Here is a 13,606-nt window from a genome sequence, read left to right on the forward strand (position 1 = left end):
TGGCTCCGGTGTGGGATGAGATGAGGAAGCGTTCATGAACGACGACGCCGGCTACGTCAACGAGACACTGGCCCGTTACTCGGACTGGCTCTACGCCACCAGCATCACCGTGTACGTGATCGCCATGCTGATGTTCCTCGGAGCGCTGGCGGCGGCACGGTACGCGAAACTGGACGAACGCCGTGAGGAACTCGTCGGTGCGAGCGTCGGGGGATCCTCGTCCGACGACCGGACGCCCGGACGTGTCGCCGGGCCGGCGCCGCGGCGGTCGCTCGGCGATCGGCTCGCCGCCATGGCCTACCCCGTGGTGTGGGTCGGGTTCCTGGCGCACCTCGGATCGATCGTGCTGCGCGGCATGGCGACCGATCGTGCGCCCTGGGGCAACATGTACGAGTTCATCTCGTTGACCTGCGTCGCCTGTGTCGGTGCCGGTCTGGTGGTGCTCCGCCGGAAGGAGTCGCGGCCGCTGCTGAGCTTCGTCCTCATCCCGGTGGTCCTGCTGATGTTCATCGCGGGCCGCTATCTGTACACGCAGGCCGCGCCCGTGGTGCCCGCGCTCAAGTCGTACTGGCTGGCGATCCACGTCTCGATCATCTCGATCTCCTCGGGCGTGCTGCTGGTGGCCGGTGTGGCCAGCATCCTGTACCTGGTGAAGAACCGATGGCCAGCCGTCGGGAGCGAGGCGGACGAGCTCGCCACCGGTGTCGGCGCGTCGCTGCGCCGGCTGCTCGATCATCTGCCGAGCGCCGACGCGCTCGACCGCACCGCGTACAAGTGCACCGTGATCGGATTCCCGCTCTTCGGTCTCGGCATCATCTTCGGTGCCATCTGGGCCGAGGCCTCGTGGGGCCGCTTCTGGGGCTGGGACCCCAAGGAGACGGTGTCGTTCATCGCGTGGGTGATCTACGCGGCCTACCTGCACGCTCGCGCGACGGCCGGATGGCGCAACGCCTCCGCGTGGATCAACGTCGCCGGCTTCGTGGCCCTGCTGTTCAACTTGTTCGCGATCAACCTGGTCGTGTCCGGACTGCACTCCTACGCCGGACTGTAGGAATACGCCGGACTGTAGGAACAGCGCCCGTCAGGATCAGCGTTCGTCGAGCCTGCGCAGGAAGTCCGGGTCGTCGTCCGGTCCGCGGGGGACGCTGGACCGGTCGGAACGACCGGTCTGGTCCTGCATCCGGGACTCGACCAGCCGCCACGACAGGTAGGCGGCGACGATCACGACCAGGACTACGAACAAATACGGCACGACCGCACTACCTCCTGACGCACGACCACTGCGCGCACGCGCGTGGAATCGCTGTCAAGCCAGGCTACCGGAGAAAGAGCGATGCCCGGTCCGGGCATCGGCCCGAACCGGGCATCCCGAAGGACGTTCCGGCCTCGCGAGGTCAGGAGCGGTTCAGGAGCTCCACGACGTCGGCCTCGCGGAAACGACGGTGACCGCCCGGGGTGCGAATCGACTTGAGCACGCCGGACGAGGCCCAGCGGGCCACCGTCTTCGGGTTCACGTTGAACATCGCGGCGACCTGACCGGGCGTCAGGTTGTGCTGCGTCGCGAGAGCGGGGGTGATCATCCCGGTGTCGGCGGAGTTGTCGGCGAGTGCAGTCATCAGGTTCTCCTAGTCCTAGCTGGGCTTCGGTCACTGCGTTTCGGTAACACGGGCGCGTACGCCGCTAGACACCACAAGTACACGCATTTGTGCTGGTTGCTCGAACAGTCAGGCGTTGGTAAAGAGTCCGTAATGTCTGATGGGCCTCGATTCTTCGCCTTGCCCACGCTGCCCGATCGTGTCGTACGAACGGTGTATTCGCAGGTAGGCGCGCGACGCCAGTACCCTGGCTGTATGACAGATGAACGAGAAGACTCCGGCACCGCCGGGTCGAAGCCCCCTGCGACCATGACGACGTTGGCCGGAGCGGTGGCGCTGTACACGATCGCCCGGCTCGCACTCGTCGTCGTCATCGCGCTGGTGATCATCTTCGGCGCCAAGATCGTCGGAGTCGAGGTGCCGGTACTCGTCGCGGCGGTCTTCGCGGTGCTGATCGCGCTGCCCCTGGGCATGGTCGTCTTCAAGTCGCTTCGCCTCCGGGTGAACGATCAGATCGCTCGAGTCGATGAGCAGCGGGCGGCGCAGCGCACCGACCTGCAGGCTCGGCTGCGCGGCGAGGACTGACGGTACGACGTGGCGACTCGGGTTGTGGAGCGGACGTACGACCGCAGTTGGACCAGCCGGGCGGTACGGACCATCGAAGCGGATGCGCGGCGCAGCGCGGACACACATCTGCTGAAGGTGGACCTGCCGGACTGGGCGGCGCGCGGCGACGGCATCGACCTCTATCTGAAGGACGAGTCCACGCATCCGACCGGATCGCTCAAGCACCGGCTGGCGCGGTCACTGTTCCTCTACGCCCTCTGCAACGGCTGGATTCACGAGGGCACCACCGTCATCGAGGCATCCTCGGGTTCCACCGCGGTGTCGGAGGCGTACTTCGCGAAGCTGATCGGCGTCCCGTTCATCGCGGTGATGGTGAGCGGCACCTCGCCCGCGAAGACGCGGCTCATCGAGGCCGAGGGCGGGATCTGTCACTTCGTCGACTCGCCCTCGGAGATCTACAGCGTCGCGCAGCGACTCGAGCGCGAACTCGGCGGCCACTTCATCGACCAGTTCACGATGGCCGAGCGTGCCACCGACTGGCGGGGCAACAACAACATCGCCGAATCGGTGTTCGCACAGATGGAGGCCGAACGCCATCGGATTCCGGAGTGGATCGTCGTCGGCGCGGGCACGGGCGGCACGTCGGCGACCTTCGGCCGGTACCTGCGCTACCGGCAGCACCCCACGCGGCTGTGCGTGGTGGACGTGGAGAACTCCGTCTTCCTGCCCGCATACGAGACCGGCGACGGAACCCTCACCTCACCGGGGGCCTCGCGGATCGAGGGCATCGGCCGCCCGCGAGTCGAGCCGTCGTTCGTCTCGCAGGTGATCGACCGGATGATCGGCGTTCCCGACGCGGCCTCGATCGCGGCGATGCGTTTCCTCAGCGACCGTCTCGGCCGCCGGGTCGGCGGATCCACCGGCACCAACTTCTGGGGTGTCTGCTCGCTCATCGGTGAGATGACCGGAAAGGGCCGCTCCGGCAGCGTCGTGTCGCTGCTGTGCGACAGCGGCGACCGCTACGATCACACCTACTTCAACGACGACTGGGTGGCCGAGCAGCGGCTCGACCTCGGCCCGCCGACGGCGGCTCTCGAGCGGTTCTTCGAGACCGGAGTGTGGTCGGCCGGCTGACGTCGCGGAGTCCTGCGGAGGGAGGCGATCGTGGCCGTCGTCGAGGCGTCGGGACTGGTTCGCGAGTACCGGATGGGCACGGAGGTGGTCCGCGCCCTCGACGGGGCGTCGCTGACCCTGGACGGCGGGCAGTTCGTCTCGGTGGTCGGCCCCTCGGGAGCGGGCAAGTCCACGCTCCTGCACATCATCGGCGCGCTCGACACCCCGACCTCCGGCACCATCCGCGTGGACGGTACCGATCTGGCGGCGCTCGGCGACGACGAGGCCTCCGAGTTCCGGCGACGGCGGGTCGGGTTCATCTTCCAGTTCTTCAACCTCGTCCCCACGCTGACCGCGTGGGAGAACGTGGCACTCCCGATGCTCCTCGACTCGAAGTCGTTGCGGAAGGCGCGTCCGCGTGCCGAGGAACTGCTCGGCCGAGTGGGTCTGGGCGGGCGAGTGAACCACCGTCCGTCGGAGCTCTCGGGCGGCCAGATGCAACGGGTGGCGATCGCACGGTCGCTCATGATGGGTCCCAAGATCCTGCTGGCCGACGAACCGACCGGCAACCTCGATTCGCGCACCGGCGCCGAGGTGCTCGATCTGCTCGCGTCCGTGGCGCACGACGAACCCGACCGCCTGGTGTTGATGGTGACCCACGACGAGAACGCCGCCGCCGTCTCCGATCGGATCGTCACCGTCCGCGACGGCAGGATAGACGGGCGGCCCGCCTGACATGGGCGGGCTCGCCGCGGGACTGACGCGTGTCCGGATCCTCAATCTCCGGGAACTGGCCGGGCACAAGCTGCGGGTGGCGACGTCCCTGGCCGTGGTGCTGATCTCCTCGGCGCTGTTGGTGGCCGTCCTCGGCACGTACGGATCGATGTCGGAGTCGGTGCGGGAGTTCAGCGCCGCGGTGGCCGGCGACGCGACCGTGGAGGTGGCCGCGATCGCCGACAGCGGGGTGGACGCCGCGATCGCGGGCGAACTGCGCCGCGACGTGCCGGACGCCCGAGCCGTGGTACCCCTGGTGCGCGACACCGTGCTGCTCGACGGGCGCCCGGCGGTGCTGCTGGGGTCGGATCTGAACGCGCTGTCGCTGTCGAGCGGGCTGCGCGCGGCCGTCGGCGCCTCCGGCGGCGGAATCGACGCCGACCGCCTCGACGACGGGATCGTCGCCGGCGCGGCGACCGGTCTGCGCCAGGGGCAGCGACTGACCGTGTCGGGGATCCCGGTGACCGTGGTCCGAGTGGTCGACGACCAGGCCGCGACCGCGTTGAACGGCGGACGGTTCGTCTTCGCCTATCTCGGTCTCGCGGAGCGTCTCGCCGGACTGAACGGTGCGGTCGACTCGATCCTCGTCGTCCCCGGCCCCGGCGTCCCGGAGGCCCGGTTGCGCGCGCAGGTCGCGCGAGTGGTCGACGGCCGCGCGAGCGTGGTGGATCCGGATTTCCGGGTCGCGCAGGTCGAGACGGCCAACTCGGTGACGCACGATTCCACCCTGCTCGTCTCGCTGGTCTCCCTGATCATCGCCGCCTTCCTGGTGTTCAACATGATGAACATGGCGGTCGCCTCTCGCAGGCAGTCGCTGGCGATGGTGCGGGCGCTCGGGGCGCGGCGCAGGCACCTCGTCGGCGATCTCCTGGCCGAGTCGGCGGTCCTGGGCCTCGTCGGCGGTGCGGCGGGCGTCCCGGTCGGGGTGCTCGCGGGACGGTGGATCGTCGGGCGGTTGCCGGACACGTCCGAGACCGTCGGGGTGGCCGTCGGGTATCACCTGCCGGCGTACGCACCGGTGGTCGCGGTGGCCGCCTGTGTGGTCGCGTGCGTCGGCGCGACCGTCCTGGCGGCCAGATCGGTGTTCGCGGTGGCACCGGTGGAGGCGATGGTTCCAGGTGAGGCGGCGGACGCCCGGCCGCCGGCCGCGGGACTGCTGATCGCGAGCGGAGTCGCGGGGGCGGCGACGATCGCGGTGGCCTGGGTCGTCGCCGAGACGGTGCCGGGACGTGCCGCGATCGTCGCCGGCGCCGTCTACTCGGCCGGCGGGCTCCTTCTGTGCTTCGCGCTGATGCCGTTGCTGGTCCGGGCGGTGGTCGGTGCGTCGAATCGCCTGCGCGGACCCGGCCGGCTCGCCGCGGTCAACAGCGAACGCGCACCGCGCCGCGTGTGGGCCACCGTGATGACGGTGGCGGTGGCGATCGCCGTCGGCGTGGGTATCTCCGGTTCGCTGAACAACCTGATCGGGTCGATCTCCAGTTCGCTCACCGGGCTGGCGGACCCCGACTTCTACGTCTCCTCGCGCGACGCGGACTCGATGCCGCTCGGGCCCGCGCTCGACCCGGGCATCGCACAGGAGGTCCGTGCCGTTCCCGGCGTCACCGATGTGGTGGGCGGACAGTGGGCGACGGTCAACATCGCCGACGCGCGCGTCCTGCTCCAGGGCCTCGAACCGGGTGCCGCGGCGCCGTTCGTCCGCAAGTCCTCGCAGGATGCGGTCCGCGAGACCCTCGCCGGGCGGGGCATCCTGCTCTCCGAGGTCCTCGCACGATCACTCGGGGTGCGGGTGGGCGATACCGTTCGACTCGCGACCCCGTCCGGTTACCGCGAACTGGTGGTACGCGACATCGTCGACTACGTGGCCATCGACTCGGGGGTGGGCGCGGTGGCGAACCGGCTCCTGAACGAGTGGTTCCGGCGCGACGGCGATACCTACCTGCAGGTCACGGTGGCGCCGGGCGCCGATCACGAGCAGGTGCGCGAGCGGCTGACCGCGATCGCGGCGCGGCATCCGGGCCGCGGAGACTGGCCGGTCCATGTGTACACCGGGCAGGAGGCGCTCGACGCCACCGAGCAGAGCGCCCAGCAGGCCGGTGCCTTCACCGTCGCGATCCAGTGGATCGTCGCCGGGGCCGCGGCCGTCGCGCTCCTGAACACGCTGCTGCTCTCGGTTCTGGAACGACGCCGGGAACTCGCTGTGCTGCGGGCGATGGGTGCCTCGCGTCGCTTCGTGTCGCGGATGGTGCTCAGCGAGGCCGCGTCTATCGCGCTGGTCGGCGCGGTGACCGGGCTGATGCTCGGCAGCGGACTGCATGTGCTGGCCGACGTGATCCTCACACAGACCACGTCGATCGACATCCGGTACGCGCCGCAGTGGAGCGCCTTCGGCTACGTGGCGATCCCGGTGCTGCTCTGTCTGCTCGGCGCCGCGGTGCCCGCGATGCGGGCCTCGCGGATGAACATCTCGACCGCGCTCGTGGACGACTGAAGAATTGTCAATTTTTCTTGACAGGGCAATTCCGTCAAGATAAATTGACATCATGCACACAGACGAAAGCGTGAACAACCCCGATCCGATGGTTCGGTCGGCGGCCAGCGCCGACCCGGCGACGGGATTGAGTGTGGTTCGGGCGTTGCGGACTCTCGCCGACCGGCTCGAAGACGTCCATGTGGCTTCGGCGAGGTCGCAGGGATGGAGTTGGCAGGCGATCGCCGATGTCCTGCAGATCAGTCGTCAAGCGGTGCATCAGAAGCACTCGTATCGAGAGGCCGCGGAAGCGGCCGGAAAGGACGGCAACGATGTTTGACCGTTTCAACTCAGACGCACGCGCGAGCTTCATGTTCGCGGTGCAGGAGGCCAAAGACCTCGGAAGCCGGCAGATCGGCACCGACCACCTGATCCTCGGAATGCTGTGCAATGCTCGCAGTCCGCTGTTCACCGTGCTCACCGACCAGGGTCTGACTCTGGCGGAGGCACGGAAGGTGGTGCGAAACGACGACGACGGTCCCGTCGAGGACGTTCGCGACCGCTACGAAGAGGACCGGGAGGCCCTGCGCAGCATCGGCATCGACCTCGACAAGGTGCGCGAGGCGGTCGGCGACCGCTTCGGAGAGGACCTGTCGGAGGGCTGGGGGCAGCGCCCCGAGCGCGGCCGCGGCCGCGGCGGGCGGCCCCATCACGGACGTCCGCATGGGGGACCGGCATCGTTCGACGGCCCCGGTTTCCAGGCCCAGTTCGGTCCGGACGGAATCTGGTTCGGCGCCTGGGAGGGCGGCCGTGGACGCCGGGGTCCGCGTGGCCGCGGTCGCGGCGGCCGAATGTCGGAGGCGGCCCGCGAGGCGCTCCGCAGGGCCGCGATGACGGCCCGGGCCGAGAACGAGCGGGAACTCACCGTGGAACGAGTCCTCTTGGCGATCCTCGACGGCGCCGACCCGGCGGCGACCGCCGTGGTGGAGTCGGCCACGACCGTCGACGACCTGCGTGCCGCGGTGACGGCGCTGCTGCCCGAGGGCACCACCGCCGGCTGACGCCAGCCCATCGGGCTCGTCCTATGTCAGGGCGAGCCCGATCGCCGTCGCCACGGACCACACGAGCATCGCGATGCCGGTCAGCGCGAGCACCGGGATCAGGTCGCGTCCCTGGGCGCCGCCCAGGACCAGTCGCACCGGTTTGACGAGGGGGACGATCACCAGCAGGCCGGCAGCGGCGGCGGGGGCGACGACTGCGACGGCGACGCTGACGATCACCGGGATCACGCAGAGGAGCAGGTAGAACGTCCGGGTCCGGCGGTCGCCGAGCCGGACAGCGAGAGTGATCTTGCCCGATTCGGTGTCGCTCGGGATGTCGCGCAAGTTGTTCGCGACGAGGACTCCGCTCGAGAGGCTGCCGACGGCCACAGCGCAGCCGGCGCCGATCCAGTCCACGGAGCCCGCGGCGACGAACTGCGTACCGAGCACCGCGACGAGACCGAAGAACACGAACACGGCTATCTCACCGAAGCCGAGGTAGCCGTAGGGTCGCTTGCCTCCGGTGTAGAACCACGCGCCGGCGATGCAGACCGCTCCGACGAGCACCAGCCACCAGGCCGTCGCCACGGCGAGGACGAGTCCGCAGACCGCGCCGATGCCGAGTGAGATGAGCGCCGCGGTCTTGACCGCTCGCGGGCTCGCCAGGCGGGAACCCACCAGGCGCAGCGGACCGACGCGGTCGTCATCTGTGCCACGAATTCCGTCGGAGTAGTCATTGGCGAAGTTGACGCCTACGATCAGCGCCAGTGCGACGACCAGTGCGAGACCGGCCTTCCACCAGGTGACGTCACCGAGGTGGACGGCCGCGCCGGTCCCGGCGACCACCGGGGCGATCGCGTTCGGCAGGGTGCGCGGTCGTGCGCCTTCGATCCACTGAGTCACTGTTGCCACAGGCCACATCATCTCATCCCGGTGTCCCCAGGTCTGGTGTCGGTCACTCGACCGTCACTCTTCCAGGGACTGTCCGCGCAGGTCACGGCATGTTCTCATAGAATGCTGTCAGGTGCGTCCGAGGCTCGGTGCCGCGGACGCACAGTTCTGCGTCGGGGGAGAGAATCATGAAGCGCACACTTGCCACGTCGACGGCGATCTGCGGAATCTGTCTCGGACTGGCCGCGCCCGCCGCGGTCGCCGCGACACCCACTCCGGTCTTCCTGCCGTCGGTCGCCACTGCCGGTCCGGCGGTCACCGAGTACACCGATGTGCTCGGTGACTGGGTCCAGGGGGCGGACGACGACGCGCACGTCGTCGTCGTTCCCGGGACGGATGACGTCCGCTATCCGCGGATCAACGGAATCGTCGGGGGCCGTGAGTCGACGATCGTGACCTACCCCGAATCGTTCGGCCCGATCATCTCCGGGAAGTCGGGTCGGCTGCTGCCCTTCTTCGCGCCGACCTACGACCAGTCGCGCGACGTCGGCACCGCGAACACCCTCAGCGTGATGCGGGCGTTCCAGGACGCCGATCGGGTGGTGGTCTACACCGGTTACTCGCAGGGTTCCGACGCACTGGGCAACGCCGTGGAGCAGGCGGCAGAGGAGGGGCTGCTCGGATCCGACAGCACCATCCTGCTCGTCTCCGATCCGCGCGGGCCCTGGGGACTGAAATCGCGGCTGAGCCGAACCCCGTTCGCGACGCCGCTGATGGGCTTGTTCGGAGTCGACAACGACGGTGCCCGCAACCCCGCCGACTCCGCCGAGGTGAAGGTCGTTCAGGTCATCGTGCAGGGCGATCCCGTCGCCCACACACAGTGGATCTGGTACCGCCCCGTGGCTTCGGTCCTGGTCAACGCGGCGGGCTTCCTCGCGATCCACTCCGATCCGGGCGAGTACACCTATGCGCACATCGAGAACCTCGAGCACGTCAAGACCTTGCAGAGTGTCGAGGGGAACACCACCTACGAGATCTACGACACGTACCACCCGCTCGCGCTGCTGACCGCGATGGTCTATCGGGCGGTCGGGATCCAGGTGTCCCAGGAGCGGCTGGAGAAGTGGGACCGGGCAGCGGAGTCCTTCTATCCGACTCATGAGATCACCGCCGGCGATGCGGATCCGAAGGCTCCGGTGGTCGACGTCCCGCTCTCCTCCGGCGGAGCGCACCGGCTGCTCGACGCGAACGGCGAATGGGCCGAGCCGCAGCAGCGGGACGGTGCGACGTCGGACGGGCCGCGCCATGCGGCTCCCGAGACGGCCAGCGCACCCGAGACGAGCACGGTGGAGACCGCCCCCGAGGCGATTGCACCTGAGAGCAGTGCGCCCGCGACGACTGCGCCCGAGACCGGTGTCGCCGCCCCGTCGTCGCAGTCCGACGACGCGGCCGAAACCGGTGCCGCGGAGGCGGACTCCGCGAACACGGCGGACCCCGCCGAGGAGCCGACCGACGTTCCCGCGGCGGCGTGATGCGTCAGGCGAACCGTTCGCGCAACGCCCGGCGATTCACCTTGCCGGGCCCGCGCAGCGGCAGTTCTCCGACGGTGAACACCGCGCGGGGGGCCGCGTAGCGGTCGAGGCGGTCGGAGACGAACTCGCGGACGTCGTCGAGTCCGGGGCGCCGGGCTCCGGGGACGGGGACGATCACCGCGATCACCTTCTCGCCGAGCCGCTCGTCGGGGACGCCCAGGATCGCGCAGTCGGCGACGCCGGGCATCTCGCCCAGGACCGTCTCGACCACCTGCGGGACCACGGTGAGGCCGCCGGTGGTGATCGCCTCGTCCGCCCGGCCGACGATGCGCAGAACACCGTCGTCGAGGACGCCGAGGTCGTCGGTGCGGAACCATCCGGGTTCGGCGAACGCCGGGTGGTCGGGCATGTTGCGGTAGCCGCGGGCCAGCGTCGCGCCGCCGAGAACCACCCGGCCGGGTTCGGCGCCGCCGGATCCGTCGATCCGGACCGTCGCGCCCGGCAGGGGCACGCCGTCGTACACGCAACCGCCGGCGGTCTCGCTCATCCCGTAGGTGCGGACGATCGGCAGGCCGGCGTCGAGTGCGCGGGCCAGGAGTGCCGGCGGGGTGGCCGCGCCGCCGACGAGAACGGCGTCCAACCGGCCCAGCGCCGCGACCGCGGCAGGCACGTCGAGAGCCTTGCGCAGTTGAGTCGGGACCAGCGAGGTGTATCGGCGGTCACCGGGCATGGCGGCGACGCGTCCGGGCAGTGCGGACGGGTCGAATCCGGCCGCGAGATCGAGTACGACGGGATCGTGACCGGCGGCGAGGGACCGCAGCATCACCTGCAGTCCCGCGATGTGGTGCGGCGGAAGCGCGAGCAGCCAGCTGCCCGGGCCGCCGAGCACGTCGGCCGTCGCCGTCGCGGAGGCGTGCAGGGAGGCGGCCGTGTGCACCGCGCCCTTCGGAGTGCCGGTGGTCCCCGAGGTGGACACGACGAGCGCGGCGTCGTCGTCGATGGGCTCGCCGAGCGCCAGGGCGTGCGAGAGCCTCTGCGTCTCGGCGGCGTCGCCGGCGGGAAGCGGGAGATAGGCGGCGTCGCCGTCCAGGAGTGCCAGCAGGTCGCGGCGGGCCTCGAGGACGGCCGGTCCCGCCGGCAGTTCGAGCGGTTGCAGGACTCTCAGGACGGTTCCTCCGGGTTCTCGGGCCGATCGGGCGGAGCGAGCGGCTCGTCGTCGAAGGGCCACTCCGCTGCCTTCAGAGTCTGCCGTACCCGGTCGACGTCCTCCTGGCGGGGCAGTTCCTGAGTGACCTTGGAGATCTCGACGCCCACATCGATCCGGTTGATCGGCTCCGGAGCACGCGTGTCGACGAGCTCGAGAGCGACCTGCCTGATCTCGTCCTCGGTGAGCTGTCGGCGCAACAGCGCCAAGAGCGGCTGATAGTCGCGGCTCGGCACCCCCTCGGGATAGCCGGCGCGCAGCCAGCGGACCACGCCGCTCAGGAAGGAGGGGCGATCCATACTCCTCCGTTCAGTCCGATACCGGGACGCGATCGGTGAGCGGCCAGCCGGCGGCCGCGAGTCGTGCGGCGACCTGCCGCGTCTCCTCCTCGGACGGCGCCTGCTCGGTGACGGCGTGGATCGCGTCGCGGATCCGCTCGGGAGTCGCGGGAGTCTCGGTGCCGTGCTCCAGCGCGAGGCTCAGGATCACATCGGTGATCTCGCTCTCCGACAGAACCGGTCGGAGCAGTGCGAGCAGCGGCGGAAACTCGGTGGCGGGGACGCCTTCGGGGTACCCGGCGCGGATCCACTTGATGACGTTCTCAAACAGCGATGGGGGCATGGTGTCTCCTCGTGTCTTAGCGGTCGCGCAGCGGTCAGCTCTTGTAGGCGAAGTCCGGGAAGATCCTGAGATCGAAGTAGTAGTTCAGGGTCTGCCGGCAGATCCAGAGGATGCCGACGACGATGACGGCCGCGGTGAGGGCGAACATCAGGTATCCGATGATGCGGAGGACTGGGTTCGCGGGCTTGCCGAGATCGCCGTGCCCGGCTGCCTCCAGGCGCATACCGACGGCGAACAGTGCGGGCAGACCGGCGCCGAACAGCAGCCCGACGGCGAGAACCTTGGTGATGGCGGAGACGATGTCCATGGAGGTGCCTTTCGCGGAAGCTGGGTTCAGGACTGTTCGGTGGCTGCGGGAACCGGCGAGTTCGTCGTCTCGTCCCAGTCGGCGTTGACGTTGTCGGCGTCCACCTTCTGCTGCTGAGCCCGGTAGTACATGTAGCCGGAGAGCCCGGCGAGGATCAGGAAGATGACGATCGCGCCCGGTGCGCCGCCGATCAGGCTGGCGAGCCAGTAGCAGAGGGCGCCGACCGCGGCGGCGGCCGGAAGTGTGGTGATCCAGGCGACGGCCATGCGGCCGGCGACGCCCCAGCGGACCTCCGCGCCCTTCTTGCCCAGTCCGCTGCCCAGGATCGACCCGGTGGCCACCTGAGTGGTCGAGAGCGCCATGCCGGCAGCGGAGGAGGTGAGGATGATCGCGGCCGACGAGGCCTCCGCGGCCATGCCCTGCGGAGCCTGGATCTCGACCAGTCCCTTGCCGAGCGTGCGGATGATGCGCCAACCGCCGATCCAGGTGCCCAGTGCGATCGCCCCGGCACACGAGAGGACCACCCAGAACGGCAGCCCGTGGGCCACGCTTCCCGAATCCAGATGACCGGTGGCGATCAGGGCGAGGGCGATGACGCCCATCGTCTTCTGCGCGTCGCCGGTGCCGTGTGCGAGGGAGACCAGCGAGGCCGAGGCGATCTGACCGTTGCGGAAACCGCGTTCGCGCTTGCTCTCCGAGATGCCGTTGGAGATGGCGTAGATGATGAGTGTGCCGACCGAGGCCACGATGCATGCGATCACCGGAGCGAAGAGCGCGGGGACGATCACCTTCGCGAGGATCCCGTGCCAGTTGATGCCCGAGGTTCCGATCGCCGCCAGACCCGAGCCGATCAGGCCGCCGAACAGCGCGTGCGACGAACTGGACGGCAGACCGAAGAGCCACGTGAACAGATTCCAGAGAATCGCGCCGATCAGACCGGCGAAGATGATGATCAGCGCCTTGTTCGCGTCGAGACCGGCGACGAGTTCACCCTTGGCGTCACCGGAAGTCTGCTGAATGTTCAGCACGTCCTTGGTGATGGTGGCGGCGACCTCGACCGAGAGGAACGCGCCGACCAGGTTGAGGATCGCGGAGAGACCGACCGCGACCTTCGGCTTCAGAGCGCCGGTCGCGATGGACGTCGCCATCGCGTTGCCGGTGTCGTGGAACCCGTTCGTGAAGTCGAAGCCGAGGGCTGTGACGATCAACAGCACGAGGATGAGCATCTCTGCGGTCATGCGACCACTATGACCGGGGAACCGTGGGTCGAGTCAACTCGCCCAAGGTCCGACTTTTGTGCTCTGACCTGCTACTTTCCGGTCTCCGGAGGTGCGTTAACGGAAAGTTCATCTGTCGGTGGGCTTCGCGCCACCGGGAGTTGCCGGTTGTTTCCGACGTCCCGGTGGAACGAAGGTGACCGGCAGGTGAACGCGGCCTCCGATCAGGTGGCGGCCGGACGCGGGCGGTCTCGCCGATCGCCGGTGAAAAACGTGTG

Annotated in this window: 16 protein-coding genes; 8 read left to right on the forward strand and 8 right to left on the reverse strand. The window is 69.2% G+C overall.

Annotated features, from left to right (window positions below; translation table 11 throughout):
• Positions 1–34 precede the first annotated feature (34 nt).
• A complete protein-coding gene (gene ccsB, locus ACZ5QD_RS17755) occupies positions 35–1,051 on the forward strand; it encodes a c-type cytochrome biogenesis protein CcsB (protein WP_045539297.1) in 1,017 nt (338 codons plus the stop codon).
• Positions 1,052–1,087: 36 nt separating this feature from the next.
• Here the strand turns inward: ccsB and ACZ5QD_RS17760 are convergent, their stop codons facing one another.
• Together ACZ5QD_RS17760 and ACZ5QD_RS17765 are read right to left on the reverse strand one after the other, a co-directional pair.
• Positions 1,088–1,252: a hypothetical protein gene (locus tag ACZ5QD_RS17760; RefSeq protein ID WP_006894317.1), complete on the reverse strand. Its 165-nt coding sequence runs from the start codon at positions 1,250–1,252 to the stop codon at positions 1,088–1,090.
• Between the two features lie 142 nt (positions 1,253–1,394).
• A complete protein-coding gene (locus tag ACZ5QD_RS17765; RefSeq protein ID WP_006894318.1) occupies positions 1,395–1,616 on the reverse strand; it encodes a BldC family transcriptional regulator in 222 nt (73 codons plus the stop codon).
• 234 nt (positions 1,617–1,850) lie between these two features.
• On the opposite strand from ACZ5QD_RS17765, the gene ACZ5QD_RS17770 reads away from it, so the two are divergent.
• Genes ACZ5QD_RS17770 through ACZ5QD_RS17795 form a run of 6 tightly spaced genes read left to right on the forward strand, consistent with a single transcriptional unit; the run spans position 1,851 to position 7,577 of the window.
• Positions 1,851–2,180 carry a DUF4229 domain-containing protein gene (locus ACZ5QD_RS17770; protein WP_039866578.1) on the forward strand — a complete coding sequence of 110 codons (330 nt, stop codon included), beginning with the start codon at positions 1,851–1,853 and terminating at the stop codon, positions 2,178–2,180.
• A 9-nt stretch (positions 2,181–2,189) separates the two neighbouring features.
• A complete protein-coding gene (cds1, locus tag ACZ5QD_RS17775) occupies positions 2,190–3,296 on the forward strand; it encodes an L-cysteine desulfhydrase Cds1 (RefSeq protein WP_045539298.1) in 1,107 nt (368 codons plus the stop codon).
• Positions 3,297–3,326: 30 nt separating this feature from the next.
• A complete protein-coding gene (locus ACZ5QD_RS17780) occupies positions 3,327–4,010 on the forward strand; it encodes an ABC transporter ATP-binding protein (protein ID WP_006894322.1) in 684 nt (227 codons plus the stop codon).
• Position 4,011: 1 nt separating this feature from the next.
• Positions 4,012–6,537 (forward strand): FtsX-like permease family protein, encoded by a 2,526-nt coding sequence (locus tag ACZ5QD_RS17785; RefSeq protein ID WP_222110961.1) that lies wholly within the window; start codon positions 4,012–4,014, stop codon positions 6,535–6,537.
• A gap of 52 nt (positions 6,538–6,589) precedes the next feature.
• On the forward strand, positions 6,590–6,856 hold the full coding sequence (locus tag ACZ5QD_RS17790; protein WP_006894326.1) for a hypothetical protein: 267 nt from the start codon (positions 6,590–6,592) through the stop codon (positions 6,854–6,856).
• Positions 6,849–7,577 carry a Clp protease N-terminal domain-containing protein gene (locus tag ACZ5QD_RS17795; RefSeq protein ID WP_006894327.1) on the forward strand — a complete coding sequence of 243 codons (729 nt, stop codon included), beginning with the start codon at positions 6,849–6,851 and terminating at the stop codon, positions 7,575–7,577. The genes ACZ5QD_RS17790 and ACZ5QD_RS17795 overlap by 8 nt, the downstream gene beginning before the upstream one ends.
• Before the next feature lie 21 nt (positions 7,578–7,598).
• On the opposite strand, the gene ACZ5QD_RS17800 is transcribed toward ACZ5QD_RS17795, so the two are convergent.
• Positions 7,599–8,468, reverse strand: coding sequence for a 1,4-dihydroxy-2-naphthoate polyprenyltransferase (locus ACZ5QD_RS17800; protein ID WP_006894328.1), 870 nt, complete (start codon positions 8,466–8,468; stop codon positions 7,599–7,601).
• 167 nt (positions 8,469–8,635) lie between these two features.
• On the opposite strand from ACZ5QD_RS17800, the gene ACZ5QD_RS17805 reads away from it, so the two are divergent.
• Positions 8,636–9,979, forward strand: a complete 1,344-nt coding sequence (locus ACZ5QD_RS17805) for a PE-PPE domain-containing protein (protein ID WP_464366986.1) — start codon at positions 8,636–8,638, stop codon at positions 9,977–9,979.
• A gap of 4 nt (positions 9,980–9,983) precedes the next feature.
• On the opposite strand, the gene menE is transcribed toward ACZ5QD_RS17805, so the two are convergent.
• Genes menE through ACZ5QD_RS17830 form a run of 5 tightly spaced genes read right to left on the reverse strand, consistent with a single transcriptional unit; the run spans position 9,984 to position 13,349 of the window.
• A complete protein-coding gene (gene menE, locus ACZ5QD_RS17810) occupies positions 9,984–11,144 on the reverse strand; it encodes an o-succinylbenzoate--CoA ligase (RefSeq protein WP_222110968.1) in 1,161 nt (386 codons plus the stop codon).
• Positions 11,141–11,482 (reverse strand): DUF3349 domain-containing protein, encoded by a 342-nt coding sequence (locus ACZ5QD_RS17815; RefSeq protein WP_006894337.1) that lies wholly within the window; start codon positions 11,480–11,482, stop codon positions 11,141–11,143. Before ACZ5QD_RS17815 ends, menE begins: the two co-directional genes overlap by 4 nt.
• Before the next feature lie 10 nt (positions 11,483–11,492).
• On the reverse strand, positions 11,493–11,804 hold the full coding sequence (locus ACZ5QD_RS17820; RefSeq protein WP_006894341.1) for a DUF3349 domain-containing protein: 312 nt from the start codon (positions 11,802–11,804) through the stop codon (positions 11,493–11,495).
• A 34-nt stretch (positions 11,805–11,838) separates the two neighbouring features.
• On the reverse strand, positions 11,839–12,111 hold the full coding sequence (locus ACZ5QD_RS17825) for a hypothetical protein (protein ID WP_006894343.1): 273 nt from the start codon (positions 12,109–12,111) through the stop codon (positions 11,839–11,841).
• A 26-nt stretch (positions 12,112–12,137) separates the two neighbouring features.
• On the reverse strand, positions 12,138–13,349 hold the full coding sequence (locus ACZ5QD_RS17830) for an inorganic phosphate transporter (protein ID WP_006894345.1): 1,212 nt from the start codon (positions 13,347–13,349) through the stop codon (positions 12,138–12,140).
• Positions 13,350–13,606 lie beyond the last annotated feature (257 nt).

The organism is Gordonia sp. J1A (assembly GCF_055393515.1).

Coding starts and splice junctions, on each gene's coding strand:
- ACZ5QD_RS17770 (WP_039866578.1), top strand. CDS start 1,851: ATGACAGATGAACGAGAAGACTCCGGCACCGCCGGGTCGAAGCCCCCT.
- ACZ5QD_RS17785 (WP_222110961.1), top strand. CDS start 4,012: ATGGGCGGGCTCGCCGCGGGACTGACGCGTGTCCGGATCCTCAATCTC.
- ACZ5QD_RS17805 (WP_464366986.1), top strand. CDS start 8,636: ATGAAGCGCACACTTGCCACGTCGACGGCGATCTGCGGAATCTGTCTC.
- ACZ5QD_RS17830 (WP_006894345.1), bottom strand. CDS start 13,349: ATGACCGCAGAGATGCTCATCCTCGTGCTGTTGATCGTCACAGCCCTC.
- ccsB (WP_045539297.1), top strand. CDS start 35: ATGAACGACGACGCCGGCTACGTCAACGAGACACTGGCCCGTTACTCG.
- ACZ5QD_RS17765 (WP_006894318.1), bottom strand. CDS start 1,616: ATGACTGCACTCGCCGACAACTCCGCCGACACCGGGATGATCACCCCC.
- ACZ5QD_RS17795 (WP_006894327.1), top strand. CDS start 6,849: ATGTTTGACCGTTTCAACTCAGACGCACGCGCGAGCTTCATGTTCGCG.
- ACZ5QD_RS17820 (WP_006894341.1), bottom strand. CDS start 11,804: ATGCCCCCATCGCTGTTTGAGAACGTCATCAAGTGGATCCGCGCCGGG.
- ACZ5QD_RS17815 (WP_006894337.1), bottom strand. CDS start 11,482: ATGGATCGCCCCTCCTTCCTGAGCGGCGTGGTCCGCTGGCTGCGCGCC.
- ACZ5QD_RS17825 (WP_006894343.1), bottom strand. CDS start 12,111: ATGGACATCGTCTCCGCCATCACCAAGGTTCTCGCCGTCGGGCTGCTG.
- ACZ5QD_RS17790 (WP_006894326.1), top strand. CDS start 6,590: ATGCACACAGACGAAAGCGTGAACAACCCCGATCCGATGGTTCGGTCG.